General features: G+C 66.5%; 1 protein-coding gene. It reads right to left on the bottom strand.

The features are described from left to right. On the bottom strand, positions 1-224 hold a 224-nt coding region (locus tag B4M62_RS05270), incomplete at both ends, for a condensation domain-containing protein (protein WP_290705930.1).

Raw genomic sequence — 224 nt, 5'->3', positions numbered from 1 at the left:
AGATGTGTATAAGAGACAGGTCACCGAGCACCACGTTCTGCCACAGCGCGTAGTCGGCGTACTGCGCCGGCAGGGCCGGCCAGTCGGGCGTCGAGCCCGCGATCAGCGCCGCGTACGCCTGCACGAGGTCACCGGCCAGTGGGGTCAGCGAACCACCGTCACCGATCAGGTGGTGCACGACGAATACCAGGACGTAGGAGCCGTCCGCCTCACGAAACAGCCGG

Origin of the sequence: Gordonia sp. UBA5067, from assembly GCF_002414845.1 — a bacterium.
Classification (GTDB): Bacteria; Actinomycetota; Actinomycetes; order Mycobacteriales; family Mycobacteriaceae; genus Gordonia; species Gordonia defluvii.
This window is presented reverse-complemented; position numbering and strand designations above follow the sequence as displayed.